Here is a 26,159-nt window from a genome sequence, read left to right as displayed (position 1 = left end):
ACTAGGGTTTTTCTGTTGTTCTTCCAGACATGCGCCAACCGAAAATGCCATCGGCCATATGGCGTACACCGGTGTAACCTAGCTTCATGGTTTCCCGTGCAGCCATGTTGCTGGCGGTACAAAGGCGGTTAGCGCAATAAAACACCATCACCGCATCTTTATTCTTTGGAAGTAACTCTCTCCAATTTTGAACATTGAAAAAAACCGCCCCGGGGATAAAACCTTCCGCCCAGATTTCCAGCGTGTTTACGTCGAAAAAATAAACCCCTTGCTTACCGACTAAGGTCTCTGCTTCCCGCATGGAAATAGGATTCAACTGAATTTCGTTATAGGGTGCTTCAGAAATATCAGAACCGCCCCCTGCAATGGCTGGAAGGCTGATGCCACCCAAGCTCAGTGCCATTAAGCCGCCTATCAGGCTTTGTCGGATCACGTTATTCATTATTTGGCCTCGTATATTCCCCGGCACGGATGTGCCGGGGACAAGTTAGACTCGAGTCGAACTAGATTTTCTGTGCGCTCAGACCTTTACCATCGATAATGGCTTGGGCTTGAGTGACATAGGTTAAGGCTGCATCGAGACGTTTCAGTGAGTAAGTTGGGCCGTGCGCACCCCATGAGCCGTCAGCCTTGATCAGGCGAACAACATCTTGGGCTTTGTCGGTCAACATCAGCACTTGAGTCTTGTCTTCTACCGACAGCTTGGTGACTTCTAACAGCTTGTCGATACGGGCAAGGGCTTGTTCTACTTGGGCAAAAGTTTCTTTAACTGGTTTTTGCCACTTTTGAACTTCACCGTAGATTTCCATCTGGTCTTCAAAGTGCAGACCCACTTCAAGTTCAGATTGGAACTGGCTGTGACAACCTTTGTTTTCCACTACATCGTGGTCTGAAGCCGAAGTACGGGCACAGGTCCACATCAAGTCGAGGTAGTTGTAGCCGTTTTCATCTTTCGCCACAGTCCAACCTTTGGTCGTCGCATCGCGAGACTTACCTTCTGGTGGGTTAAGGGTCTTACGCAGTGGATCGACATCAATCTTCCACATGTGTGACTTACGCACGTTGTCGAAGCCCGCCATATCTGGGAATTGGATCGCAGTGAAGTTTTCACAGCTTCCCATGTTTGGCATGTGACAGCTTTGACAAGTTTGGTTGCTGTGGGTGTTAGTGTTCTTAGCAATCTCGGCTTGAGCCGTATGACACTCAGTACACTCTTTGATGATTTTTGGTTTAGTAATGCCTGACTTCCAATCACCATCGGTCACTTCGTGAGGATCGTGACAGGTTGAACAACGCATACCTTTGTCATAGTGAGCAGAGGCAAACATTTGTGAACCTTCAGTACCGCAAGATGGGCAAGAAGATTTCATCTTCACGTTGAAGGCATATTCCAGCTTCTCTTTACCCTGTGGCGTTTCAGCTAGCTCTTCAACAAAGTTGAAGCGTTGGTGACAACGTTCACAGTTAGATGGCATACCGCCACCAATACCGCCGTCTAAGTGGCCGCCTGCGCCATGACACTCTTCACAGGTAATCCCTTTAGAAATCGTGTGTTTTTGCAGCTCTTTCGGGTTACCTAAAGCAGCGAAGAATTCATCTTTCGTTTGGAAGTCAAACTTAAAGCTATGGCACATTTCGCAATAGGAGCTAGCTGGTTGGAATAGGAATTCCTTCTCATACTTAGCACCGTATGAACTCATGCCCCATTGGTGTGAACCGCTGGTACCAAAATCTTCCATTTTGACGGGGAAACTTGGAATAGCTTTGTTAATTTTTGCAGCCATTTCAGGAGTTAACCACTCAGCCCAACCGCGGGAGAATTGGTTACCACCAGCGACCATAGTACCAGTGCCATCTTTCAACAGACCGTCTTTCACATGGTAAGTACCGCGCACTAGGTAGGCGTCGATAAAACCATATTTAGTACGTGGCGTACCCACAGTCGCGTAGATAGCGTCTGGCGTAATACCCGATGGCAGAATCGTGGTATCTTTGGTGGTATACATGGTTTTTTTCAGGTCGTTATCGACTTCTGGATGTTCGCCAGGGAAGCGAATCGTCTTAGAGTGACGTGAACGTCTCCATTTTTCGTATTGCGGGCCATGACACTCACCGCATTTTTCTGGGCCCACAAACTTGTTCGGGAAATCTAAAATCGATTTTGCCCCTAAACGGTATTGCAGTGCTTTTGGACGCTGACCATCGTTATAAGAACTATAACGTACAGCGGTGCCATCAGTTGAGTTCACTTCTTTACTGTGTTTACTGTAAGCAACACTGTCACCACCGTGTAAATATTCTTCACCACGGTCACTGACTTTATAAGTGCCTTTTAAACGACCTTCTGCGTCATATTTAAAAACTGGGTGATTTTCAAATAGAAAATCAAACAATTCTTGCTCTTGAACAATATAATCCTGCAGTGTTTTAACACCACGGGATTTCTCCATTAAATTTTCATTTAAATTGGGGTTAGCCAAGATATCTTGAGTATAGTGAGTTTGTTGTTTATTACCCACACCAGGGACCACTTTACCATCCGATTTAGCATCGGATGCGATTGTGGTAGCGCTTACGGCAGAACCTAAACAAAACAGCACGCCTAAGGCTGTTTTGGTTTTCCATCGCTTCATCATTCACTCCTAATTTATCATTAGTTTTATATTTTCCACTGAACCTAACTGTTCACTGAACGACATAAACAATTGACCAGTGACGGCATAATGAATGAGAGAAAAAGCAAAAAATCTGCGCTAGAGCACATTAAATTTTGATTCAGAAATCAATAGAGCTAAAAATCAAAAAATACAAACAAATCATAAACTTGATAAAATTTTATTAGTGATTTTTTAGATTTTAAATCTGTTTTTTTACATCTAAAAAAACCTAAAAACAGCTTTGATTTTTCAAAAAGAACCAAAGCCACAAATGACGATTTTAATACCGAGACAGATCACATTCCTTCCGTTAAAACTCAGTTACCCTGCAAGCCAATCGTGGAATGGGTAAAGACTTCACATCTAACTTACCTAGATAAAAACAAATAAGTCTGTACCGATTAACCGCTAAAAAGTAACCTCTCATTAATTTCAGTATTAATGTAAATCGATAACTAATGCCATGCAGGAAATATCAATGATAAATATGATTCCAGAAATAGGGCACATATTGCTAATCATGAGCACTGTTTTTGCATTATTGTCGGCAACGAATCATTTAATTGGTAGCTATCGGAATAACGTTTACCTAATCCACTTTGGCAATAAATTATTTTACGCACTATTTATTACCTTATTTGCCGCACTGTGTAGCTTAATATTTAGCTTTATTAGCGATGATTTTTCAGTCGCCTATGTTGCCAACCATTCTAATAGTCAACTCGCTGTGGGCTATAAAATTGCGGCCGTGTGGGGCAGCCATGAAGGCTCAATGTTATTTTGGGTGTTCGCCATTGCCCTATGGGGCGCAGTGATCAATTGGCGCCAAGCAACGAATAAGGTTAATCTCGATAGTGCCAGTTTACAGGCTGATAAGGCTTACTTTGGCCGAGTCCTCGCAATTTTGGCCTTAGTGATCCTCGGCTTTAATTTGTTTTTACTCTTTACCTCCAATCCCTTTGCCCGCTTGCTACCAAATATTCCAGTCGAAGGGCGCGACCTTAACCCCATATTGCAGGACATAGGCTTAATACTGCATCCACCTATGCTGTTTTTGGGATATGTCGGGCTAACGGTTTGCTTTGCCGCAGCACTGGCATCGTTACTGGGAGGAAAGTTACCGACTCGCCACCTCGAATACATGCGCCCTTGGGTGCTATTGGCGTGGATTTTCCTCACAGGGGGCAATGCCTTTGGTTCTTGGTGGGCTTATAACGAACTGGGCTGGGGCGGTTGGTGGTTTTGGGATCCCGTTGAAAACGCGTCATTTATTCCTTGGCTGGTCGCAACCGCGTTGGTGCATTCTTTAGTGCTCACCCGAAAAACACAGGGCTTTACCCTTACCACACTGTTTTTATGTTTATTAGCATTCTCCCTCAGTTTGTTAGGCAGCTTTTTGGTGCGTTCCGGTATAGTGCAATCGGTACATGCCTTTGCTGCTGACCCAACCAGAGGTATGTCAATCCTATGTTTATTAGTGCTTTTTGTTGGTGCGGCCCTATTTATTTTTGCGATAAAAGCCCCCGCACTGAGACGAGAAGTCACCCATGCGCTATTAAGCAAAGAGACCTTTTTACTGCTTGGGATGATCGTGCTGGTAGTCGCGGCTTTTTCCGTACTACTTGGCACCTTTTATCCCCTGATATATGAGCTGTTAAACTTAGGTACTTTGTCGGTGGGCGCACCTTATTTTAATGCGATTTTTGTCCCATTGACCTTTATCGCTGTCGTCTTAATGGGCCTCGCCCCGCTACTCAATTGGGGGCAATCCACCCACAAACCACTCAAGGTATTGGCCGTCCCTACTGTAGCCATTGCCATTATTGCAGCAGTGCTGGGTTATCAAACTAAAGGCGATGGCGCATTATTCCTCGTCCTTGGTAGTGCCAGCGCGTTATTTTTATTGTTATGCCTTGGTTTGAGTCTAAAGATGATACTCAAGCCACCACGCGGCGCCCCAGAACGCTTACCCACAGCACGACCAATCCAGCCGTCAGCATCAAAGCGCGCAAGGGTCGCCATGATGCTCGGACACTTCGGGGTTGTAGTGACGATTATCGGCGCAACATCGGTGTCTTTTTTCGAACAGGAAGCCCTGCTACGAATGGGGCCAGGCCAGGGTAAACCGTTAGCGGATTATGTGCTGGTGTATGAGAGTACCGAGCAAGTTGAGAGCCAAAGTTTTACTGCTATTCAAGCCAATATCAGTGTACGCGATGCCAAGCAGGACGATCGAGTACTGGGCTATATCCAACCACAAAGACAAACCTTTAAAAGCAATGGTATGGAGATGTCCCACGCGGGCATCGACCACGGTTTTTGGCGCGATATTTACGTCTCAATGGGACTGCAACTGAGCGACACTGAGTACCTGATCCGCATTAGCTATAAACCATTGGCGACTTGGATTTGGCTAGGCGCCATGTTGATGATGCTCGCAGGAGCAATCGCTGCGTGGCCCGTCAGACAAGTTCGCCATGTCGAACACACAGAAGCACTGAGGGCAGCAGGCACCCCTCAGCTAGGGAGACTGTAACCCCATGAATCCATTATTTCGCTCCCCCTATTTGAGTTTATTGTTTTGGTTGTTGTCACTCATCCTCTGTTTTGGCGGGACAACCTTTCTCGCGACGGCACAGGAAAGCTCGGATATGGGCACATCCTATCAGCAACAGGCAATAGCGATCAGCAAAGTACTGCGTTGCCCAATGGCGACCAACCAAACCTTATTCGAGTCACAGGCACCTATCGCCCATGAGCTCAAGGGGCAAATTTTTTCGCTGCTTGAACAAGGCTATAAACGGGATGAGATCCTCGATTTTATGGTACAGCGCTACGGTGAAAAAATCCGTTATCAGCCAGAATTAAAACCCTCAACACTGGCGCTTTGGCTAGGCCCGCTGGCGTTATTAATCATAGGGTTAGGCTTAGGTCTTTCCCTGATAAAACGCAAGTCACCTTCCGCTAACAACGCGACTCGCTCAGTTTGAATATAAGGATAAACCCATGAAATCATCCACAGCCAAGCTCACCCTCCTTTGCACTTCATTGCTGCTGAGCTGCGTCGTGCAGGCCCATTCTCTGCAAAACAAACTCTATGACACTGGTGAAGCAATTCCAAAACCACGAGTCATGACGGGTTTTATTGAGATGCAACATGCCCGCGGGATACCCGAAGTGCCTTTTATGGATGAAGCAGGGCAAGCACAAAGCCTCAAACAACATCAAGGTAAGCTTACGCTAGTAAACCTCTGGGCAACCTGGTGTGTCCCTTGTTTAAGGGAAATCCCCGAGCTGCAAAAATTACAACAGCAATTTGCCGATAAAAAAATCGCTATTGTGCCAATTTCAATTGATGAAGAGATAAAAGAAGTACGCCCGTTTCTTAATCAGCATGGTTTTAATCAATACAGCACTTGGCTCGACCCCAACAAAAATATCGAGCAGATCATTCCTGCCAATGTGGTTCCTGCGACTTATTTATTTGATGCAAAAGGTAATCTTGTTGGATTTGTTCGTGGCTATTTAGATTGGTCTGACAAAGAGGTTGCCCCTTATTTGGATAAGCTGATCGCCAAATACGCGCAATAAGCCGTTAACCCAGCGGTCAATGACGAGGTCTTTAGTGACTTAGTCCGTGCCTGTTAATCAAATCTCCATTCGGTGTCCACCCTAATCTTTGCCGAAACCCGCTGCTCCCCGATTTGGCAGCGGGTATTTTTTACTTCAAGGCCAGCACACTTTGTATTCTGCGCCACCTTTCTTTAGAATTGCCGCAGTTATCCATAAATCGATTTCACCAATCTATTTGTAAAACCTATTGATAAAATCTAAGGCACTCCGATGAAACTCAGCTGTTTAACTCAACCTATTTATGACCACTTGTATCGTGATATCAGTGAGTTTCGCAGTACCTTCGACCTCGCCGTCAACGATGCCAGCTCATTGGATGATAAGGCTGACACCTTACATACTTCGCTGATTATTGAAGAGTTAACTGAACTTGCCGAAGCCGATAGCCGTATCGAACAAGCCGATGCCATTGTCGATTCAGTGTATGTGTTGATGGGGCGTTTAGTGCACTTAGGCGCCGAGCACATGCATGACAAATTAGAAATCAGCTACCTTATCGACTTGCTGCTGTGTGTCGCCAAAAACCGTGAAATTGACTTTATCGCCTGCTGGGACGAAGTCCATTCTAGCAATATGAGCAAAGTGTGCCGCAACGAGCAAGAGCTAGCCGAAACCATTGCTTTTTATGCCGAGCAAGGCGTTGACATCGTCGGCAGTAAAAAGGGCGAATTTATCATCGCCAAATGTGCTAAAGATGTAGAAATGGCCGGTAAAGTCGTGCGCCAAGGCAAGGTACTGAAATCCGTTTATTACCGCCCAGCGGATTTAACTCAGTTAGTAAAAGCGTAAAACCGCAAACCTAGGCTGCACAGCATGCAGCCTAGGCATCTCCCCTTAGTCCGACGTATCTTGCTCAGCATCCTTTCGGTATTCCAAAATATCCCCCGGCTGACAGGCTAAGTATTCACAGATACTCGCCAAGGTATCAAAACGCACCCCTTTGACTTTGCCCCGCTTAAGCAAGGACAAGTTAGCCTCGGTAATGCCTACTGCCTTGGCAAGCTCTTTAGAACTCACCTTTCGCATCGCCATCATGACGTCTAAATTAACGATAATATTCAAGATCAAACAAACTCTTTGTTTTCCGCCTCGTAATCGCGGGCGGCTTTAAGCAAATACACGATAAGCAACATCAATAAAATCGTGGTGATATTGCCAAAATCAAGCACTAATTCGATGCGACCATCCTCAAAAAATGACTGATGATAATAGCCTATGCCTAAGTTTTGTAGCATTTCAAACACTAAAGCGGCGGCTTTCAGCCATACGAGCCACAAGTAACATTTCATACTCTCATCACTGAAAAATAACCCCCGTTGATAGCAGGATAAGAGCCGTTGTAGCCAATAAACACCGACTAAAAATGAGATAAATAATGGGGTTAGCATGACGATCAACAGGTTTCGGTTAGCGTTCGGCAAGTTCCACAGTTCGAGGAACTGGGAATTACTGGTATTGAAGCGGATCTCATCATAGGCCCAATAGCTATAAAGCAGATGGGCGATAATCGCCACAGCAGACAAGAGCACCAGCCAGCGACAAAAGCCACTGATTTTTATTAATTTTTTAAAATTTTGATTCATCCACTCACCCAAACATCATCCCAAGCCGTTCATAGCGAACGAACACCAGTATAATCCTTCGACAAAAAATATTACAAAGAAATATAATTTTATTGTTTTACGATAATTAATTTTCGTATTAGCATAATGTCAATTTTCCTAAACTAAGGTTACGACAATGCAAAAATTTCCTTTTACGAGTCAGTTATGCAGTGCTGCCATTGCCGCCGCACTGCTGCTGACGGGTTGCACTACGGCGGATGTTCGCAACGAGCAACCTCAAGTTGCCGCGACGCAGCAAACCGAGGCGCCGCTCATTCCTATCGAAAACTTCTTCAATGAGCAAAGCATTCGCCATCTAAAAATGTCCGACGATGGCAAGTGGCTTGCCTTTGTGAAGGAGTACCAAGGAGCCAGCAATATCTTCCTGATGGCCGATAAGGCCGACCTTGCCAGTGCCACACCACTGACCAAATCGGTAGAACCCATCCGCGCCTTCGAATGGTCCGCCAAGGGTAATGACTTATTCTTTATGAAGGACAAAGGCGGTAACGAAAATACGCAAATTTATAAGCTGAGTTTTGAGGAAAAAGCCGGCAAGATCACCGCCAAAGAGCAGCGCTTAACACATAAGGACGATGTGCAATATAGCGTGCTCGAGCAGGTAAAAGACAATCCAGATTTGTTGGTTGTTCAAGCCAACCACGACGATTCGAGCCGCATGGATATTTATCTGCTCAATATCAACGACGGCAAGTTAACCCCTATCCTGAAGAACGAGCATAGCTTTACTCAGGTGAAGTTTAACAAGCAGGGTCAACCTGTGATTGCCAGCAGCAGTAATCTCGATAACACCAATGCCTTGTATGTGCTGATCGACGGTAAGTGGCGCAAGATCATTCAAAGTGCCAAGGGTGAGAGCATCGATATTCTTAAAGTGAATGATGCCAAAAAACTCGCCTATATCAGCGCCAATATCGGCGATCGCGATAAGCAGGAATTGCTGAAAGTCGATCTGATGACGGGTAAATATGAAACCATTCACAAGGATCCCGATAACGAGGCCGACGTCTTTGGGGTACAGTTTAGCGACGCAGGTGAGCCCTTAGCGGTTGGTTACTATGGTGGACGCTTACGGGTTTATCCCTTAAATGCCGAGTTTGCTCGTCATTGGGATGTGATTAATCGTCATTTTAATCAAGATGTTGAAATCACGATTGGCGAGATGAACGAGAAAACCAATCTGTGGCAAATTCATGTCGCCAGCGACCGAGCCGCAGGCGCTGACTATCAATACAATGCCACCACGGGGGATATCCACCTGTTAGTGGATATTCTGGCCAGCATTCCAGCGGATCAACTCTCGCCACGCCAATCGATTGTGTATACCGCACGGGACGGCGTGAAAATCCAAGCGTATTTAACGCTACCGAAAGGCAAACAGACTCAGCTACCGACCATTATCCTGCCCCATGGCGGACCTTGGGCACGGGATTTTTGGACGCTCGATTCGGGCTACTTCCACGCGATTGCCCAGTTCTATGCCAACCGTGGTTATGCCGTATTACAACCTAACTTCCGTGCCTCGACGGGTTTCGGTAAGAAGTTCTTAAACTTAGGCAACCGTAACTGGGGGATTGGCAGCATGCAGCACGATCTCACCGATGGTGCCAATTACTTAGTCGAACAGGGTATTGCCGATAAACAGCGTTTAGGGATCTTCGGCGCCTCCTACGGTGGTTATGCGGCACTGTCTGGCGCGACTTTTACACCTGACTTGTACCATGCTGTGATCGCCTATGTAGGGCCATCGAGCCTAGTGACACTGATGAATTCCTTCCCCGACTACTGGCGTCCCTATTTAGGCCAATGGTTTGAGTCGGTTGGCGACCCGCAAATTGCCGAGCAGAAGCAAGATATGGAAAATCGCTCACCAATTAACTATGTCGATAATATCAAGGCGCCATTGATGCTGATCCAGGGGGCAAACGATCCACGCGTCACGCAAATTGAGTCGGATAATATCGCCAAAAAGATGTATCAAAAGTCTTTACCCGTTAAGTACGTACTGGCAAAAGACGAAGGACATGGCTTTAGTAAACGTGCCAACAAGCTAGCCTCGATTGTCGCCACAGAACAGTTTTTTGCTGAGCATTTAGGTGGGCGTGTCGACACCAATGTGAATCCTGAAATTCTAAAACACTTAGACAGCTTGAACGTCGATATCAGTAAGCTCTAAACTTTTGCCGCCTTTACCAAGGAAGAGAAAGGCGGCAAACTAGCCTAGATTTTATACATAAGCTCACCTTCAGCCCTCAAGATCATGCCGGATAACGAGCAGAAAACCGCAACAATCTATACTTAAAGATGAAATATTTCAGTTGGTTAGGGATAAGGAATGAATCCAGCAAAGGTTGTCAGAACCCAAGTAAAACAATTAACGGATTTACCGAATATTGGTAAAGCGAGCGCGGCGGATCTACGTCTGCTCGGCATAGAGACGCCAGTGCAATTGCTTGGGAGAAATCCCTATGACATGTATCAAACACTGTGTGACAAAACGGGGCAAATCCACGATCCCTGTACGCTCGATGTGTTTATTTCGATTACCCGCTTTATGGCTGGCGACGATCCTCAACCTTGGTGGTTTTATACCGAGGAGCGCAAACAAGCACTCACTCGTCCTTAATTTGAATGGCCGTGTTCCTGCGGTGATTCAAGGGATTCAGTTACAACCGAACTATCAGGATCATCCCTTAACCATTCGCGCCAGATAGCGACTAACAGCGCCATCAACACGGGGCCGACAAACAGACCCACAAAGCCCATGGTTTTCACTCCACCAATCAAGCCGAAAAAAGTCGGTAAGAAAGGCAGCTTAATAGGCCCACCAACCAGATTAGGGCGCAGGGTTTTATCGACGATAAACAGCTCGATACTGCCCCAGAGGAATAAGCCGACCCCAGCGGTCATATCGCCAGTGCCGACTAAATACAGTGAGATCAGGGTAAACATGGTTGGCGCCCCACCGGGCACTAAGGCCATAAACGCGGTCAACACCCCAAAGGCCACGGCCGAAGGCACACCCGCAATCCAGTAGGCAATCCCCAGCACTATGCCCTCACCGATGGCGATAAGCGTCATGCCGATAACGGTTGAACTCACCGTCGCGGGCACCACGCGGGAAAAGCGATACCAGCGGGCGGGTAGAATACGCTCGCCGACAATATCAATCTGCTTCGCCACCGACGAGCCATCTTTATATAAGAAAAACAAGGTGATCAGCATAAACAACAAGGTCAGCAGCAAGCCTAAAGTATTCCAGCCCAATTGCAGCACCCAACGGGAAATGCCTGTCAAATTTTGGCCGCTAATTGCACTGACTATCTTGCCCAGTTCATGGGGTTCACCGATAAACTGTTGCCATTGCTGGGTAAACCACGCACCAACCCAAGGTAAATCCTTAATCCAAAGGGGAACGGGCGCGCCATGCTGGTTAGCATACACCAACCATTCAGCCCATATCCTAATCTCTTGTAAAGCATAGGAAAAAACAAATATCAACGGCGTAATTAGCCCGACAATAATCAAAACTAACGCGATAGTGGCAGACAGCGCCGAGCGACCACCGCATTTAACCAATAATTTTTGATACAGCGGCCAACTGGAGAAGCAGACGATCAGGGCGGCCAAGGCGGGAACTAAAAAATCGATAAAAAAGAAAACACCAGCACACAGCAATAAAATCAATAGGGTACGACCCACCGCAGCATTACTGATAATCTGTGCCATCCACATACTCCCACAATAGAATCCAACAACAAGGTGAAAAACTCGGCAGAGTGCCAAGCAACAACCAGCCTTTGGGTGTTCCCCATTCTGTTAGCCAGTTTATTGCGCAGTGCTTTCCATGGGCAACGACATTTAACAAAAGCGTGAGTAGTGTATCAGTGGTGCTTGCATCCCCAAAGGTATTCGAATGTCTCGAAGGCCAAATGGCTGAAAATCCTTATGGCGCGCCCTTGAGCATTGGAATTAACAGTAGATGCAGGCTTTGCACCTGTAACTATTTATTGGATATTAAACCCAAAGCCTAAAGCCAATTGCCGTGTCAGTTCGGCTGCGGGAATGTTTTGGCAACCACTGGCATTTTGCCCGCACCACAGCGGACTAAAATCGCCACATCCTTGCCGCTCCGCCGCCGTCCTTAAGCCTGTAACCGCTGAGGATGCCAAGGGGAAATCCGGTACAGCCTCATTCATCGGCCCCATTTCAGCCATAAAACGGTTTACTATGCCGCGAGCGGGTCGACCAGAAAATAAATTAGTCAGCGCCGTATGTTGCGCGGCATCACTTTGCAACGCCTCACGATGGATTGCACTGGTATTGCACTCAGGGCAGAGCAAATAGGCCGTCCCCACTTGCACGGCCGAAGCGCCCATCGTCATGGCTGCGCGCACTGTGGCTACATCGACAATCCCGCCAGCGGCAATCACCGGAATCTCCACCGCCGCAATCACCTGCGGTAATAGACTAAAAGTGCCGAGCTGCTCGGTTAAATCCTCGGATAAAAAGTGCCCTCTGTGCCCACCCGCCTCAAGGCCTTGGGCAATAATCGCATCGGCGCCGTGGGCCTCAAGCCAGAGTGCTTCCTCGACGGTTGTCGCCGTAGAGATAACTTTTGATCCCCAAGCTTTAATTTCCAGCAGCAATTCTTCATCGGGCAAACCAAAATGAAAACTCACCACCTCGGGCTTAAATTTGGCTAACACCTCGGCCTGTGACTTGCTGTAGGGTGTACGCTGGGCGCCAGCAGGCTGCACACTTGAGTCGAGATTAAATTCCGCAAAATAGGGGGCTAACTGTTCGAGCCAAGTCGCTTGCTTGGCCGCCTGTGGCAGAGGCTCGCTATGGCAAAAGAAGTTCACATTGATAGGTTTAGTCGTGTTAGCTCGGATTTCGGTTAACTCAGCTTCAAGCGCCTCGAGGGATAACATGGCGCAAGGTAATGAACCTAAACCACCCGCCTCAGACACGGCGATAGCAAGCGTACTGCCTTGCACTCCTGCCATAGGCGCTTGAATAATCGGAAATTCAATCCCAAATAATCGTGTAAGTCGACACGGCATACTTCACCTCCTTTGAACTTAATCCTGCTGTCACTCACTCCGCAGCAGTTACTCACTCCGAGACCGCCAGCTTAAACAACGATTACCACCAAACTGAGTGGCATTTATCACAATCTACCAGAAAACTGCACGCAACTTATAGTATTTGCCAAATATTGAAAATCGGTAAATTGGGTTAGATCATAAAATGTCATGCCTTAAGGGATATTTAAGTCTAATTAAAAGTAAAAATAATATCGGCACAATTTAAATTACATTTGTATCATAATGCAAAACACTTATTGACCTTATTCAAATAAAACCCGTGATATCAGCCGCACTAAGCGATAAAAAAACTATTTAGGTTACATTAAATACTTTATGATTCGCCCCCATTTTTTGGAGGCCATATGTTAATAAAATCTAGTCTATTTTCGACGTTCAATATTAATCGAATAATTATCTGCTTACTCTTGATGTTTACCACATCCGTTGCCTATGCAAAAAAAGATGATAATGACGATGAAATCACCCTTGGCCGCACCATATTACTCGGCATTGGCGATCATCCAGCCACCATACCTTTGATCATTTGCCGACAGGCAAAATATATCAAAATCAAAGCAGAAAGAGATGTGAGTATCGATCGTGTTGTCGTCACCTATGGGGATGATAAAACCCGCACCATCAAATTTGATACCGATATCGAGAAAGATGAACACTCGGAATGGAAATCATTAGGCGCCCGTCGCTGTGTTAAAAAAATTGAAGTATATGGAAACTCAGATCGTAGTAAAGCTGGGATAAAAGTATTGGGACGTAAATAACTTAAGTCATCAACAATAAGTATTAATCAGCTAATAATATTCTTTCAGCTAGCCGATTTTTATTAATAGTCTGAATATGAGTCATAAACAAATGAATTTTCGCACAATATTAATGTTATTACTCGGCCTTAATGTAACAGCGTGTGTTACCTTTCCTACTGAGGAATCGGCACATGTCAAAATATTATGGGAAAACTCCGTAGCTATTGAAAACTGTACTTATAAAGGCACAGTGATTGGTTCGCAGGGGCATTTCTATGATTATTGGCTGCACAGTGATAGGGATATGGTGTGGGGCACACTCAACGAGCTGCGCATCAAAGCTCAAGCCTTAGGTGCAGATACCGTCTACCTCTACCAGCCATTCAAGTTTTTAGGCTCAGTGACTATGATGGGAAATGCTTACCAATGCGCTGACATCCAAAGTTCAGCCAGTCAGTATCCGCAAATTGATGCGACGCAGGATACCACTTCGAGTCAGTGAGTCGCGGCTTGAGCTAAGTTTTGAGCGGCTATCAGGCGACACGCCTGATAGCCCTCATACCAACGGAGAGGAAAACTTAAAACAGGTAATCGGCTCCGAGACCAATAAATAAGGCTAATCCTGCCCAGTTATTGTTAAGAAAGGCTTTAAAGCAAGGGGCTCTTTCGCGGCCAAAAATCAGCATCTGCTGGTAGGTGCTAAAACCAACAAAGGTCAGCAATCCTAGACCATAGAGCAAACCACGGTCGGCACTCCAACCGGCAGCAATAAAACACAGCAGTGCAGCCAGTTGAAATAATCCAATGATTTGACGGTCGTATTTGCCAAAAAGAATCGCGGTCGATTTAATACCTATCTTTAAATCATCATCCCTATCGACCATGGCGTACATGGTGTCATAGGCCACGGTCCAAAACCAATTCGCCGCAAATAACCACCAGGCTTCGATGGGCACGTCACCGGTTTGCGCCGCATAGGCCATGGGGATAGACCAGCTCCATACCACCCCCAAAAACATCTGCGGCATGTTTGTTACCCGCTTAGTAAAGGGGTAAATAATGGTGAGGATAATGCCCACGACGGATAATTTAACCACTAAGCCATTGAGCAGTAAGACTAAACCAAAAGCGGCTAAACCTAAGATCACAAACAGTAATAACGCTTCTTTGGTGCTGATTTCGCCGCTGGCAAGGGGGCGGGATTTGGTACGTTCAACATGGGAGTCGAGATCGCGGTCGGCATAGTCGTTAATAATGCAGCCACAGGCACGCATAATCACCACACCAATAATGAAGATAATGAGTACTTTAAGATCGGGCATACCACCCGCTGCTAGCACCAGCGCCATCAAACACGGCCAGAGCAATAACAAGGTGCCGATAGGACGGTCGAGTCGAGTCAGGCGGGAATACACGTCCCACTTCTGCTTTAGATTCATTAACTAGCTACTCCCAAACCTAATTTTTATCTCGGTTGCTAGGGCGTGTTGACGTTTCAAGGTATGCATCATATACCCTAGCCCCCTTTTAAGCGAATTTGCGCAGGCTGAAACTGTCACAAAATCATGACATTCATACCAATCAACGCGCCTCTAAGCGCGCGTAAGCGACCACCAGCCACTTACTGCCAAAATCGCTAAAATTCACCTGCACCCGCGCCTGTGCGCCACTGCCTTCAAAGTTAGTCACTTTGCCGTCACCAAACTTGGGATGATGCACCCTTTGGCCGACGCTAAAGCCAGTATCGTTGGCGACCGCCGACTTTTGCGCACTGAAGCGATTATTGGCCATCGGCGTTGACACCTGCGCTTTTAAGCGAATTTCGTCCACATATTGCGGCGGAATTTCCTTAATAAAGCGAGATGGACGGGCATAATCTTCGCGGCCATAAATACGGCGGGATTCGGCATAGGTGATATAGAGTTTTTCCATCGCGCGGGTCATGCCCACGTAACAGAGGCGACGTTCCTCATCGAGTCTGTCGCCCTCTTCGAGCGCCATCTTACTCGGGAAAATCCCCTCCTCGACGCCCGCCATAAACACCATAGTAAACTCAAGCCCCTTGGCCGAGTGCAGTGTCATCAACTGTACGGCATCGGTAAAAGCATCGGCCTGACCTTCGCCCGCCTCTAAGGCCGCGTGGGATAGGAAGGCGTTAAGCTCGCCCATATCCTCAAGCTCCTCTGGCATTTCGAAGGTGCGCGCCGCGGTAACGAGTTCCTCTAAGTTTTCGATACGGGCGTGGGCCTTTTCGCCTTTCTCCGCCTCGTACATGGCCTTAAGCCCAGAGGCTTGGATCACTGTGTCCGTCATCCGGTACAGCGCCATATCCTGAGTTTCTTCCTGCAGGGTGACGATAAGATCCATAAAACCACGTACCGCCGAGGCGGCGCGGCCAGCGAGCACCTTTTCATCCAGCAAACGTAAACAAGCCTGCCACAGGGTGAGTTCCTGCTGACGGGCGGTCGAACGCAGAATATCTAAGGTGCGATCGCCAATGCCGCGGGGCGGCGTATTGACCACGCGCTCGAAGGCGGCATCGTCATTTTTATTGCTGATTAGCCGCATATAACCCATAGCGTCTTTAATCTCTTGGCGTTCGAAAAAGCGCAAACCACCGTAAATCCGATAGGCTAAGCCTTTGTGTAATAAGGCTTCTTCGAGCACGCGCGACTGGGCGTTTGAACGATACAAAATCGCGCAATCACTTAAATTGCCGCCTTTTTCGTACCAATCATTGATCCGGCCGACAATAAAGCGCGCTTCATCCATTTCGTTAAAGGCGCAGTAGAGAGAAATCGGCTCACCATCGGCTTCGTCGGTCCACAGCTCTTTACCTAAACGCTCGGGGTTATTGGCAATAAGGGCGTTCGACGCCTTCAAAATATTGCCCTTGGATCGATAATTTTGTTCGAGGCGAATCGTGGTCGCCGTGGGGAAATCCTTCAGGAAGCGGTGCAGGTTTTCAACCTGAGCGCCACGCCAACCGTAAATAGATTGGTCGTCATCACCGACTATCATTACATTAGCCGTTTGGCCGGCCAGCACGCGGATCCAGGCATATTGAATGGCGTTGGTATCTTGGAACTCGTCTACCAGAATATGCTTAAAACGTTCTTGATAATGCGCCAGCAAATGCGGCTTATTGAGCCAAAGCTCGTGGGCACGCAGCAGGATTTCGGCAAAGTCGACTAAACCTGCGCGATCACAAGACTCTTGATAAACCTGATAAATCTTCAGCAGGTTTTGCTCAATCGGAAAACCACCCGCATCGATATGCTTTGGTCTTAATCCTTGGTCTTTTTTACCATTGATATAACCCTGCGCCTGACGAGGAGGATATTGTTTTTCATCCAGATTCAAACTTTTAAGGATGCGTTTCAGCAAACGCAGCTGATCGTCTGAATCAAGAATTTGGAAGCTTTGCGGTAATCCCGCATCTTGGAAGTGAGTGCGTAATAAACGATGCGCCAGCCCGTGGAAGGTGCCAATCCACATCCGCCCCATATTGGTGCCAGCGACTTTTTCAACCCGCTCGCGCATCTCAGCCGCGGCTTTATTGGTAAACGTCACGGCTAAAATCGAGTAAGGACTCTGCTGTTCAACCTGCATTAACCACGCGATACGGTGGGTTAACACCCGCGTTTTACCACTGCCCGCCCCCGCAAGCACTAACATGCTAGATTGCGGTGCCGCGACAGCCTCGCGCTGTTTATCATTCAGGCCGTCTAGTAAAGAAGATACGTCCATTCTCGCCTCCAAAAAATCGAGGGGGCATTATAACAGAAGAAATCCCACCTGCGCGCCTGATCCACAAGACAAGAGGCATAAGCCAAGAAGCACGAGACAGTAGCCATAAGATGATCGGTATGGAACAGTCCATTCTTAAGCACTGTCATTGCCGCAATGCTTGTGAGCGGGAATCCAGCTTGTATTTGTTTTGTTTTGGGTTGGAATTAAACAAAGACACAGCGGTATTAATTACTCATAGAAAGGGTGTTCATCATTCTGTTTCAACGATTAAGCACTGTCATTCCAGTGACACGCCGTGAATATGTCCCTATAGGCTCGACGACGGCATCTGATGTAAAAGGATTTACGAATGTCGCGATCACATGGATGTGAAAGAGCGACCATGTCACGGACGGTCACTTCCATGACAGCGCTTAATCCTATTAACCTTTGCATCTCTCTGTTAGCCAGCAAAGATAAAATGCGAAAAAGCAACTGCCCCCTATCTTTATTCCCGCTCTTACAACTAAATCATGGCGCATTACGATAACAAGACTGGGGCGGCAATCTCAAAAGACGCATTAATTGATATCTTAGATTTAAAAAATCATCGACACAGTTATTACAACCTGTTCGCTCTTTCTTTTTAGCGATTAGCTCTATTCATCAATTCAAGTTTTCTGATAACTAATCTATCAGTTAAAAAATTGTTATCATCATCTCAAAACATTAGCTCCACCTTTGCCTATCTGAATCAATCTGATACCGTGAAACGATTAAAATAAAGTCAATATGCGTGATAGAGCTCGACTACTAAAGATCAACTTAATTCGCTGAAACTGAGGATCAGAGTTGGTGCCATCACTCAGAGAGCTTTAAATTTTTGGTTTTCTCAAAGAGCATGATCAATTGTTTATTTATCTTGTCCATCAAGCGAAACATAAACTCTTATAAGAGCTTTACTCAAGCTAAGTGAATAATAATGCAGCATATTACGGTGTCCACACAGGTAAAGGTTGATAAAGCTATTCATGTTCAGAGAGAGCCTGTTCGGGACTAGAATTAAGGATATAACGCAATGGAGAGCGATAACCCCAAGAACGAGATGTTAATCCGACAAGTCAAAAGTGCTATCGCTGGTCATGATTTTAAGCGTGCTAGGAAGGTATTAGAGCAATACTTGTATGAAGAAACAGGAACACCTCGAATCTGGGAGTTTTACGGAAACATTTTAAAAAAGCTTGGCAAACTGGATAAAGCGAGAGACGCATTTTTACGCCGTGATGAATTACGGCGTGATAACTTCATTTTCGAACCAATTGTTGATGAATATATTCATATAGCTGACCTCGATTACCTTGATAACCAGCAACTTAACTATACACATGATCAATATTTTTACGGTATGGAAGAGCAAGCAGTACCGATTTTTTCAAGTGAAAGTTCTGACCTAGTTACTGAACAGCCCCATACATCGTCAATTTACGTTAATAACGGATCAATCCAGCAGGAAACAAACACTTCGGACGCATTATCACCACACTGTGGTGAACAGCCTGTTGAAGATGATATTCAGAATGAAATTTCTACAGTAACGTTCGAAGTAAATGACGAAGTGACTTTTGATGATTGCGCCGAAATCGACGCTGGTAGTGCGGAAAATGATGTAGTCACTATCGACATGTGCAGCGACGCAGATCGATATTCGGATATTTATGATGTTACGACAGATCCTGCCGCAGAATTGTTATTAGATGAGATTATTGGGCTAAATGACACCTATTTTATTGACCCTGATGATTTAATCGAAAGCGAAGCTGAATCAGCTGACTTTTACGCTGAAGACCATATAACGATAGAACAACGCGCCGTTCAGCTAGCCGCGGCGTTTATTGCTCGTCATAACTGGCCCCATTCAACACTGGATTTACTCACTGATATCTTCTCGGTGAAATCTTATGGTGCGGTTGTGAAGTTTCTTAACTTCTATGCTGATGCAGGGATGCAACCTGAGGTATTAAGATCTGCAAAATTTTTGCGAGATGCTTGGCAGCAGCTTCCCAAATATTGGATTAGTTTTTATCGTAATGGGGAAAGTGACGCCAGTTACAGCAATTTCAGTTGGGCGCAAAGTTTGCGCTTTGTGACAATTGTTTCGCAATGTCAAAACAGTTTATCTGATGATGATGTGTTTTTAGAGAGTCTAGATAGCATTTATGACCGTTGGTTCAATAGTCAATCACTGAGGCGTTCTTACCGCGCATTTGCAAAATATCTTAATGCCACGCTCGATCAGTTAGAAAAAGATGATGTTTTATATGAGTATGATGCAGGTTTTGGCTCAATGTGTACTGCGCGTGAGTTAGATTTTTCTGACATTGGTGATATTGATTTTAATGACCAAGAATTGATCCGAGAATTGGCATTATACGGCTATTCAATTGAACGTTGTGAATTCAGAAATATGCGTTTTTGCCAAGATGTTATTTATGATGATGAATATTATCAACTAAATCGAAATTAGACTGATGATATAACTGACAGGGAACACAGAGTATGAACAGTTGCGCTCCATCTCCAGGGTGTTGGGTTAGTCAAAAATTACCTAATGGCACTATTCGAACTGGCATTGTAGAAAGGCAGACCGTTGATGGTGAGCTTATTACATTAAAGGTACTGTGGTTGCCAGAACATGAAAGATCGTTTGTTCGACCAGCGGATGTTAACTCGGGTTTTAGACTGGGTACAGACGTGATGTTGGCAATTGATGACCTTTATTCGTTTGGTGAAGGGGTTATTATTCAAAGTCGAAGTGCTAATGGTACTACACAGCATTTGGTTGAGTTTCCTGAAAGCAACGAGAGACGCTGGCTTCCCTATTTTGCCTTGAAACAAATCAAAGGGGTAAAACATGCATATATTGTTGGTTCTCAATCAGAAGGAAATGTGGCAGAACGTTTGCGGTTAAAAGCTTTGGCCCATGCGTTGCGCAATTGGAATGAAAACACTGGCGCGCTTTCTAGCTTAGAGATTGACCCATTACCACATCAAATTCATTTAGTGCATCGAATTTTAAATTCTGGGAGTCTAGATTGGCTAATTGCTGATGATGTTGGTTTAGGGAAAACGATTGAAACAGGCATGTTACTGTATGCATTACAGCAACGAGGGCAAGCCAAAAGAATTTTACTTATTACTCCTGCAGGTCTTACCCGCCAGTGGCAAGAGGAAATGCACGAAAAATTCGGATTGGGGGATTTTCAAATATATGGTCATCATTTTCATATTCATGAGCCTCGTGAATGGAAGATGCACGACCATGTAATTGCATCCATTGATAAGTTGAAACAAGAGTCACATCTAGAACTACTCCTACAAGCGGACGCTTGGGATCTAGTGGTGTTTGATGAGGCGCATCGGCTTTCTCGTCGGCAATATGGTCTGCACTATGACACTTCTGAGCGTTTTAATTTGGCGCTTAGTTTGAGGAGATCAAAAAAGGCTCGTTCGATAATGTTACTAACGGCAACACCTCACCAAGGTATGCAGGATAAGTTCATTTCTTTACTCGAATTGCTAAGACCAGATAGAAAGAATGATTTTGCTTTGCTTTCATTAAAACCGGTCTTGCTTCAGGACATAGTAATACGGAACTACAAGGCTGATGTTACTGATTCTGAAGGAAACTTCGTATTCCATGGCAAATCGACCATTGCTTTAGAAGTGCCAGTCAATCAGCAATCTATTGATTTTGATCAGGCTCTACAAAATTACTTACGTAAAGGCTATCAAGCGGGAAAAAATAAGGGCTATTCGGGAAATGCAATTGGCTTTGTAATGACGGTGTATAGAAAGCTGGCAGCGTCAAGTGTTGCAGCTATTCGAAGGGCACTATATCGCCGACTTAGCCGGTTAGAAAACGATGTTTTAGATGAAATAATTCAGTCTAATTTTATCGAAGATGAACGTTTTCAAGGAGAATTAGAAGAGTTTACGGTTAGTTCTGACCAAGATAGTCGTGAAGAGTTTTTTGACGGTGAGATTGAGCTTCTAAAATTACTGATCACTCGAGTTGAACAGTTAATAAATCATGATGACAAACTATCGCGCTTTATGGATACGTTGTTAAAGCAGCTCCTCAAAGATAATCCGAATGAAAAAATTCTAATTTTCTCAGAATACAGAGCAACCCAAGAATACATCAAAGAAGCTATCACGGGTCAGTTTGGTGAGGATAAAGTTGTGCTATTGCACGGTGGTATGTCTCATGATGAAAGACGAGACGTCATCTGGCAGTTTGATAATGAAGCGCAATTCTTAATTTCAACTGAGGCGGGTGGCGAAGGTATTAACCTGCAGCAACATTGTCACATCATGGTCAACTATGATTTGCCATGGAACCCAATGCGACTTGTTCAACGGATAGGCCGTTTGTATCGATATGGTCAGCAGAAGAAAGTCGTTGTGCTTAACGTGAACTCACCGGGAACTGTTGATGAACAAATTATCGCTTTGATGTATCAGCGTATTGAACAGGTTGTTAGTGACATGGCAGCAGTGCAAGGCGATGAATTTAATGAGGCGTTAAAAGACGACATTCTCGGTGAAGTCTCTAATCTTTTGGACCTAGAAGAAATTCTTGAGCAAGCCTCTTCTGGAGGAATTGAACGCACAGAGGAAAGGATTAAAGAAGCACTTGAACGTGCAAAAAATGCGACAAATTTACAGCGTGATTTATTTAAATACGTTTCGCGCTATAACCCTGAAGATTTAGCAAACGAATTAATAATAACGACAGCCCATCAACTGGCCTTTATTGAAGGGATGTGTAAGCAGTTAAATATCGAAATTATTAAACGGATACATGATGATAAGGTACTTCAGTTGAGGTTGCCAGATAACGTCATGAATGAGTTAGGGACTCGGTCCAGCGCACTCGATATTACTATATATCGCGTTATGGCAAGAAGTCGCAAGAATACGGTAATGATGGATATGAATGCGTCATTAATGCAACTATTCGTTCGAACAGCATGTAGTTTTAGCTTCGGAGGTAAGACTGCATCCGTTTGTGCTCGCAATTTAAGTGGCGAATCATTTATTACCGCAAATTTGAGATGGCAAGATGTTTATGGAAGACGCATGAAGCAAGATTTTGCAGCCTTCTTTATTCAGGGAGCGCGAGTTTATCAGAATCCTAAAATTCTAGGCGACTGGTTTTTAGAAGAAGCTGAGACTAGTAGCGTTATTCCTACCAGAGACGTAAATGAACAGTGGTTTCAATTGGTCGAGCAAGCAGCACAGAAAGTACTTAACGCCTCATCTGAAATCAATGTGATACCAGATCATGTGGATTGGGTGTGCGGTGCATGGTTAGATAATTAATAGATAAAAATGGACAACCTCAAATGAAAATCGGTAAATGTCGAGCTTATGAGAGTTTATTGAGGGGTGAAACAAGGTATCCACAGCTCTTCAATGCTTTAAGTGACCAACAGACAACTCAAAAATCAAAGGAATACGCCATCCCCTCGGAGTTGCCGCAGGGCGAATAGACAAATAGCGAGAGTCTCGACATGGCCGTTCTCGTGCATCTGCTCCATAGGGAAATGGAAAATGTCAGAATGATGTATGGAACATCATTGACCATGCACTTCACGACATTCAGGCATCCTGCCTATCAGATGCCGAGATAGCGTCAGTCGAATCAGGGACTGAGTGTCTGACGCGATAGCAAGAACGCTTAATGCCAAAGGGGCTTTCAACTCCGTTATAGGCGTCTTGGCTAATGTGAAAACAATAGGCAAGGAGGATAGGACGAGCAGCCCTCTTGGTCGACTCTTGATTAAAAATCAGGGGGTGAAGCTCCACGACTTTGACTTTGACTTTGATTTTATAAATTGAACAATCGGTAACTCGTTAATTTTGAATTAAATAAAGAGTAACATGCATGAAACAGATCGAATTATCACTTTTATGCGCATAAAAGTGTAAAGTTCCGCACTTTTATGCGCGTAAAAGTGTAGGATGAGTTATAGTATAGGCCGTTAACAATCTTAATTGACGGGAAATGACAATGCAGCGCAACCTACTCAACGCCTTAATAGCATGGAAAAACCAACCTGTGCGCAAGCCATTATTGATCGATGGCGCAAGGCAAACGGGTAAAACCTATCTGCTGCAAGAGTTGTTTGGTAACACCTTTGCCAACATCCTGCGTATCGACTTTCTTGAAAATCCCGCCTACAAACAAGCATTCGATGGCTCACTGTCACCAGACGAGCTAATAATGAACATTGAGCTGTTGACCAATCAGGCGTTCAACCCAGAAACCGATCTGCTGATATTAGATGAAATTGGCGAATGTGAGCGTGCCGTTACCTCACTAAAGTATTTTGCTGAAAAAGCACCGTCCTATTTTGTCGCAGCAAGCGGCTCGAATATTGGTTTGCTCAACACCTTCCCTGTAGGTAAGGTAGAACAATACAATTTACGACCTCTGACCTTCCAAGAATTTATTTACGCATCCAACGAGCAAGCACTGATCAAAGCGTTTGAAGCCCAAGCAAGCACACCGGCGGTGCACACTAAATTGATGGATAAACTTACAGATTACTTTTTTACCGGTGGTATGCCAGAAGCCGTTTCCGCTTGGTATAGGTTGAAAGATGCGAGCATTTTAGAGCGGGTTGAAAAAGTCACAAAAATTCATGCCGATTTAGTTGAAGGTTATCGCCGCGATTTTGGCAAGTACGCGGGCAGGGTTGATGCCACACTGATTGAATCTGTGTTTAACAGTATTCCAGCGCAGCTATCACTTGTCAGCGATGAGTCCGTTAAACGCTTTAAATTTAAACATGTGCATGAGCGTAAATCTCGTTATAGCGATTTTGAGACCGCGATCCATTGGCTTCACTGTTGCCGCTTAGCCTTGCCAAACTACCCTGTTGAAGGATTGCCGAAATCTCCGCTGGCGGCCTATAAAAAAGAAAATATGGTTAAACTGTTTCTATTTGATGTGGGGCTGCTCAATCATATGCTAGGCAGTAGTTATAAAGAGATTAAGCAACAAGACTATGAGTACAAAGGCTATGTGGCTGAAAACTTTGTACAACAAGAGCTCACTGCTATTGGCGTTGACCCAAGCTATTCATGGAATGACGCCCGCGCCGAAATCGAATTTATTTTGGCAACCGATGAAGGCCATATCATCCCTGTTGAAGTCAAAAGTGGCAAACGTACCAGAGCCAAATCGTTGGCATCCTACGTTGAAAAATGTGCTCCAAGTAAAACCTTTAAGTTAACTGGCACACAAGGCTCATCGGCGTTAGAACAAACCAATATTGTAATGCCTTTGTATTTCACCCAGTATTTACCACAGAGATGGTAAAGAGAGTTGCTTAGCATCCAGAGGTCTACACAAAGTGACTTTATGAGTAACAATCTGTAGACCTAAGGAGCATACAAGTTTTCAGCCAATCAAAACTGAACGATATTTTTTGCTAACAACGCTTGGCCTGTCTGTAACCCCATTATTTAAAGCAAATCACTTAACCGGTTTAACAGCGCTTTACGGCCATTATTAGTCACAACAAAGCGCTTAAAACGTTGCTCAAACGCCACGTTATCCGCTTTAAACTGATAGGCCTCAAACAGCTGATGCAAATAGCGTGCTGCCTCATCATAGCCACTGGCGCAGGTGCGATTCGCTTGCTCTTGTGCTTGCTGCCAGCTGTGCTCACGCTGATTGTAGATATCCGTCAACATCTTCTCTTTTTCCGCTTTTTCGATGGCTAATTTTTTTGCGAGCGCCTCAGCTTGCTCTTGCTGTAATTGGCTTTGCGCTTGCTCTATGAAAGGGGAAATCAGGTCGGGGGTTAACCAGTATTGATAGATTTCGTCGGTGTTGGCCGATTCTTTTCGCGTCAGTGCTAAGGCTTGGTGACGGGTTAGCTGGCCTTGCTCAAACAGCGTGCGTAATAGCGTGTCTTTCTCCGCATCCGTGAGATTATGCAGCCACGCATCAAACTGAAATTGGGCTTGTTTGGCTTGGTGACTTGGTTGTTCGTTCAGCACCATCGCAAGTGCCTTAACCCATGCTAACGGAATATCATACAGCGCCGCAAACGTCTGCACCTCTTCACTGAGATGCTCAAAATCGTATTGAATTAACGGTATTTCTTCAGGTTCTTCATTACAATCAAACGCTTTGAGCCACATAAAGTACACAAGACACCAATTCCCGTGGATTAACTCGCTACGTAACCCAGCTAAATGCTGGAAAAAGTCGTCAGCCTGTTCATCGTCAAAATACTCGCCATACTCTTCGATGGAAAAAATCAGCAGTTGCCACTCATCGCTTTGATGTACATGAAGCCCATCGCTTGAAAAGGCAAGCAACGCTTCAGGGATCGTTCCGGCAGGTAACTTGATGTATACATCGATTGAGCCCCAATCGGCATAGTAAAACCCGATATCGAAGTATTTTAACATCAGCGTAGAAGGTTCCGCCTTTAAGTCACTGTAGGTGTAATACACCTGAAAGGACGTAGCAGTGATGTCCACACGGCTTGAAATGGTTCTGAGTGCTTGGCGCGCCTTAGCATCTAAGTAACCATCCAGACGCTCGAATTTATAGTATTGATATTCGCTCACGAT

Annotated in this window: 20 protein-coding genes; 11 read left to right on the top strand and 9 right to left on the bottom strand. The window is 45.3% G+C overall.

From position 1 onward, the window contains the following. Position 1 precedes the first annotated feature (1 nt). Both M0413_RS02415 and sirA read right to left on the bottom strand, forming a co-directional pair. Positions 2 to 442: a rhodanese-like domain-containing protein gene (locus tag M0413_RS02415; RefSeq protein WP_037427342.1), complete on the bottom strand. Its 441-nt coding sequence runs from the start codon at positions 440 to 442 to the stop codon at positions 2 to 4. A 61-nt stretch (positions 443 to 503) separates the two neighbouring features. Beyond that, a complete protein-coding gene (gene sirA, locus M0413_RS02410; RefSeq protein ID WP_037413884.1) occupies positions 504 to 2,633 on the bottom strand; it encodes a dissimilatory sulfite reductase SirA in 2,130 nt (709 codons plus the stop codon). A 502-nt stretch (positions 2,634 to 3,135) separates the two neighbouring features. On the opposite strand from sirA, the gene M0413_RS02405 reads away from it, so the two are divergent. From M0413_RS02405 to M0413_RS02390, 4 genes are all read left to right on the top strand, one after another. Continuing rightward, positions 3,136 to 5,193 (top strand): heme lyase CcmF/NrfE family subunit, encoded by a 2,058-nt coding sequence (locus M0413_RS02405; protein ID WP_249553061.1) that lies wholly within the window; start codon positions 3,136 to 3,138, stop codon positions 5,191 to 5,193. A 4-nt stretch (positions 5,194 to 5,197) separates the two neighbouring features. After that, a complete protein-coding gene (locus tag M0413_RS02400; RefSeq protein WP_069453715.1) occupies positions 5,198 to 5,647 on the top strand; it encodes a cytochrome c-type biogenesis protein in 450 nt (149 codons plus the stop codon). A gap of 16 nt (positions 5,648 to 5,663) precedes the next feature. Then, on the top strand, positions 5,664 to 6,248 hold the full coding sequence (locus tag M0413_RS02395; protein WP_037413878.1) for a TlpA family protein disulfide reductase: 585 nt from the start codon (positions 5,664 to 5,666) through the stop codon (positions 6,246 to 6,248). A gap of 252 nt (positions 6,249 to 6,500) precedes the next feature. Next, a complete protein-coding gene (locus M0413_RS02390) occupies positions 6,501 to 7,079 on the top strand; it encodes a nucleoside triphosphate pyrophosphohydrolase family protein (protein ID WP_037413877.1) in 579 nt (192 codons plus the stop codon). Positions 7,080 to 7,124: 45 nt separating this feature from the next. Here M0413_RS02390 and M0413_RS02385 read toward each other — a convergent pair whose 3' ends face one another. Both M0413_RS02385 and M0413_RS02380 read right to left on the bottom strand, forming a co-directional pair. After that, positions 7,125 to 7,352 (bottom strand): helix-turn-helix domain-containing protein, encoded by a 228-nt coding sequence (locus tag M0413_RS02385; protein WP_039978987.1) that lies wholly within the window; start codon positions 7,350 to 7,352, stop codon positions 7,125 to 7,127. A gap of 2 nt (positions 7,353 to 7,354) precedes the next feature. Continuing rightward, positions 7,355 to 7,873 carry a DUF2975 domain-containing protein gene (locus M0413_RS02380; protein ID WP_069453716.1) on the bottom strand — a complete coding sequence of 173 codons (519 nt, stop codon included), beginning with the start codon at positions 7,871 to 7,873 and terminating at the stop codon, positions 7,355 to 7,357. 157 nt (positions 7,874 to 8,030) lie between these two features. Here M0413_RS02380 and M0413_RS02375 point away from each other — a divergent pair, with 157 nt between their 5' ends. Together M0413_RS02375 and M0413_RS02370 are read left to right on the top strand one after the other, a co-directional pair. Then, on the top strand, positions 8,031 to 10,091 hold the full coding sequence (locus M0413_RS02375) for a prolyl oligopeptidase family serine peptidase (RefSeq protein ID WP_249553059.1): 2,061 nt from the start codon (positions 8,031 to 8,033) through the stop codon (positions 10,089 to 10,091). 159 nt (positions 10,092 to 10,250) lie between these two features. Next, a complete protein-coding gene (locus M0413_RS02370; protein WP_249553057.1) occupies positions 10,251 to 10,541 on the top strand; it encodes a helix-hairpin-helix domain-containing protein in 291 nt (96 codons plus the stop codon). Here the strand turns inward: M0413_RS02370 and M0413_RS02365 are convergent. Together M0413_RS02365 and M0413_RS02360 are read right to left on the bottom strand one after the other, a co-directional pair. After that, complete coding sequence (locus tag M0413_RS02365) at positions 10,538 to 11,644, bottom strand: AI-2E family transporter (protein WP_203432299.1); 1,107 nt, start codon at positions 11,642 to 11,644, stop codon at positions 10,538 to 10,540. The genes M0413_RS02370 and M0413_RS02365 overlap by 4 nt on opposite strands. Before the next feature lie 278 nt (positions 11,645 to 11,922). Further along, on the bottom strand, positions 11,923 to 12,981 hold the full coding sequence (locus M0413_RS02360) for an NAD(P)H-dependent flavin oxidoreductase (protein ID WP_249553055.1): 1,059 nt from the start codon (positions 12,979 to 12,981) through the stop codon (positions 11,923 to 11,925). A gap of 389 nt (positions 12,982 to 13,370) precedes the next feature. Here M0413_RS02360 and M0413_RS02355 point away from each other — a divergent pair, with 389 nt between their 5' ends. Then, complete coding sequence (locus tag M0413_RS02355; protein ID WP_055648688.1) at positions 13,371 to 13,787, top strand: DUF2541 family protein; 417 nt, start codon at positions 13,371 to 13,373, stop codon at positions 13,785 to 13,787. Positions 13,788 to 13,863: 76 nt separating this feature from the next. Further along, positions 13,864 to 14,271 carry a DUF4156 domain-containing protein gene (locus tag M0413_RS02350; protein ID WP_249553051.1) on the top strand — a complete coding sequence of 136 codons (408 nt, stop codon included), beginning with the start codon at positions 13,864 to 13,866 and terminating at the stop codon, positions 14,269 to 14,271. Positions 14,272 to 14,347: 76 nt separating this feature from the next. On the opposite strand, the gene ubiA is transcribed toward M0413_RS02350, so the two are convergent. Both ubiA and uvrD read right to left on the bottom strand, forming a co-directional pair. Continuing rightward, positions 14,348 to 15,208 carry a 4-hydroxybenzoate octaprenyltransferase gene (ubiA, locus tag M0413_RS02345; protein WP_249553049.1) on the bottom strand — a complete coding sequence of 287 codons (861 nt, stop codon included), beginning with the start codon at positions 15,206 to 15,208 and terminating at the stop codon, positions 14,348 to 14,350. Between the two features lie 142 nt (positions 15,209 to 15,350). Next, on the bottom strand, positions 15,351 to 17,519 hold the full coding sequence (gene uvrD, locus M0413_RS02340; RefSeq protein ID WP_188871845.1) for a DNA helicase II: 2,169 nt from the start codon (positions 17,517 to 17,519) through the stop codon (positions 15,351 to 15,353). Between the two features lie 1,060 nt (positions 17,520 to 18,579). On the opposite strand from uvrD, the gene M0413_RS02335 reads away from it, so the two are divergent. The 3 genes from M0413_RS02335 to M0413_RS02325 all read left to right on the top strand — a co-directional run bounded on the left by M0413_RS02335 (position 18,580) and on the right by M0413_RS02325 (position 24,891). Continuing rightward, positions 18,580 to 20,025, top strand: coding sequence for a hypothetical protein (locus M0413_RS02335; RefSeq protein ID WP_249553048.1), 1,446 nt, complete (start codon positions 18,580 to 18,582; stop codon positions 20,023 to 20,025). 32 nt (positions 20,026 to 20,057) lie between these two features. After that, on the top strand, positions 20,058 to 22,886 hold the full coding sequence (locus tag M0413_RS02330) for a helicase-related protein (protein WP_249553047.1): 2,829 nt from the start codon (positions 20,058 to 20,060) through the stop codon (positions 22,884 to 22,886). 691 nt (positions 22,887 to 23,577) lie between these two features. Continuing rightward, complete coding sequence (locus M0413_RS02325; protein WP_249553045.1) at positions 23,578 to 24,891, top strand: ATP-binding protein; 1,314 nt, start codon at positions 23,578 to 23,580, stop codon at positions 24,889 to 24,891. Between the two features lie 146 nt (positions 24,892 to 25,037). Here M0413_RS02325 and M0413_RS02320 read toward each other — a convergent pair whose 3' ends face one another. Next, the gene (locus M0413_RS02320; RefSeq protein ID WP_249553044.1) at positions 25,038 to 26,156 is read right to left on the bottom strand and encodes a hypothetical protein; all 1,119 of its coding nucleotides are present in this window, start codon (positions 26,154 to 26,156) and stop codon (positions 25,038 to 25,040) included. Positions 26,157 to 26,159: the final 3 nt, after the last annotated feature.

Origin of the sequence: Shewanella sp. 8A, assembly GCF_023475945.1 — a bacterium.
Classification (GTDB): domain Bacteria; phylum Pseudomonadota; class Gammaproteobacteria; order Enterobacterales; family Shewanellaceae; genus Shewanella; species Shewanella xiamenensis.
The sequence above is the reverse complement of the archived record's forward strand: the minus strand, read 5'-3'. Positions and strand labels throughout refer to the sequence as shown.

Excerpts from the sequence above, each read along its gene's own strand:
- M0413_RS02415 (WP_037427342.1), bottom strand. The coding sequence starts at position 442 with ATGAATAACGTGATCCGACAAAGCCTGATAGGCGGCTTAATGGCACTG.
- sirA (WP_037413884.1), bottom strand. The coding sequence starts at position 2,633 with ATGAAGCGATGGAAAACCAAAACAGCCTTAGGCGTGCTGTTTTGTTTA.
- M0413_RS02405 (WP_249553061.1), top strand. The coding sequence starts at position 3,136 with ATGATAAATATGATTCCAGAAATAGGGCACATATTGCTAATCATGAGC.
- M0413_RS02400 (WP_069453715.1), top strand. The coding sequence starts at position 5,198 with ATGAATCCATTATTTCGCTCCCCCTATTTGAGTTTATTGTTTTGGTTG.
- M0413_RS02395 (WP_037413878.1), top strand. The coding sequence starts at position 5,664 with ATGAAATCATCCACAGCCAAGCTCACCCTCCTTTGCACTTCATTGCTG.
- M0413_RS02390 (WP_037413877.1), top strand. The coding sequence starts at position 6,501 with ATGAAACTCAGCTGTTTAACTCAACCTATTTATGACCACTTGTATCGT.
- M0413_RS02380 (WP_069453716.1), bottom strand. The coding sequence starts at position 7,873 with ATGAATCAAAATTTTAAAAAATTAATAAAAATCAGTGGCTTTTGTCGC.
- M0413_RS02375 (WP_249553059.1), top strand. The coding sequence starts at position 8,031 with ATGCAAAAATTTCCTTTTACGAGTCAGTTATGCAGTGCTGCCATTGCC.
- M0413_RS02370 (WP_249553057.1), top strand. The coding sequence starts at position 10,251 with ATGAATCCAGCAAAGGTTGTCAGAACCCAAGTAAAACAATTAACGGAT.
- M0413_RS02365 (WP_203432299.1), bottom strand. The coding sequence starts at position 11,644 with ATGGCACAGATTATCAGTAATGCTGCGGTGGGTCGTACCCTATTGATT.
- M0413_RS02360 (WP_249553055.1), bottom strand. The coding sequence starts at position 12,981 with ATGCCGTGTCGACTTACACGATTATTTGGGATTGAATTTCCGATTATT.
- M0413_RS02355 (WP_055648688.1), top strand. The coding sequence starts at position 13,371 with ATGTTAATAAAATCTAGTCTATTTTCGACGTTCAATATTAATCGAATA.
- M0413_RS02350 (WP_249553051.1), top strand. The coding sequence starts at position 13,864 with ATGAGTCATAAACAAATGAATTTTCGCACAATATTAATGTTATTACTC.
- ubiA (WP_249553049.1), bottom strand. The coding sequence starts at position 15,208 with ATGAATCTAAAGCAGAAGTGGGACGTGTATTCCCGCCTGACTCGACTC.
- uvrD (WP_188871845.1), bottom strand. The coding sequence starts at position 17,519 with ATGGACGTATCTTCTTTACTAGACGGCCTGAATGATAAACAGCGCGAG.
- M0413_RS02335 (WP_249553048.1), top strand. The coding sequence starts at position 18,580 with ATGGAGAGCGATAACCCCAAGAACGAGATGTTAATCCGACAAGTCAAA.
- M0413_RS02330 (WP_249553047.1), top strand. The coding sequence starts at position 20,058 with ATGAACAGTTGCGCTCCATCTCCAGGGTGTTGGGTTAGTCAAAAATTA.
- M0413_RS02325 (WP_249553045.1), top strand. The coding sequence starts at position 23,578 with ATGCAGCGCAACCTACTCAACGCCTTAATAGCATGGAAAAACCAACCT.